Genomic DNA, 383 nt, shown 5'->3' on the forward strand with positions numbered 1-383 from the left:
CAAAGGCAGATCGGAAAGATCCATATCACAGCACAGAAGACACTGCAGGGAATCCTTCCCGAGAAACGGGGGATCCGGATGGATGTGGAGATTCTGGAAGGGGAAGATCAGGAATCAGGCGTGAATATTTATGATCTGGAGCCCCATCTGAGAAAGGATATGAATGTGCCAAAGCACAACCGGTTTTATCAGGCAGTGATCGACAGCAGACAGCTTGCCAGTGGGGATCGGGAGTTTGATAAGCTGCCAAATCTCTATATTGTGACGATCCTGAATTATGATATTTTCGGAAAAGGATACATGAAGTACTGTGTACATAATCACTGTGAAGAAGTGCCGGAGGTCGATTATGAAGACGGGCTGACCTTTTTGTATTTTAATAC

1 pseudogene is annotated in these 383 nt (G+C 45.4%); it reads left to right on the plus strand.

The annotated features are described in order from the left end of the window. Positions 1 to 383: pseudogene (locus OCV77_RS16395) on the plus strand (hypothetical protein); the annotation flags it as partial.

This window comes from Suilimivivens aceti (assembly GCF_025567405.1).
GTDB lineage: Bacteria > Bacillota > Clostridia > Lachnospirales > Lachnospiraceae > Suilimivivens > Suilimivivens aceti.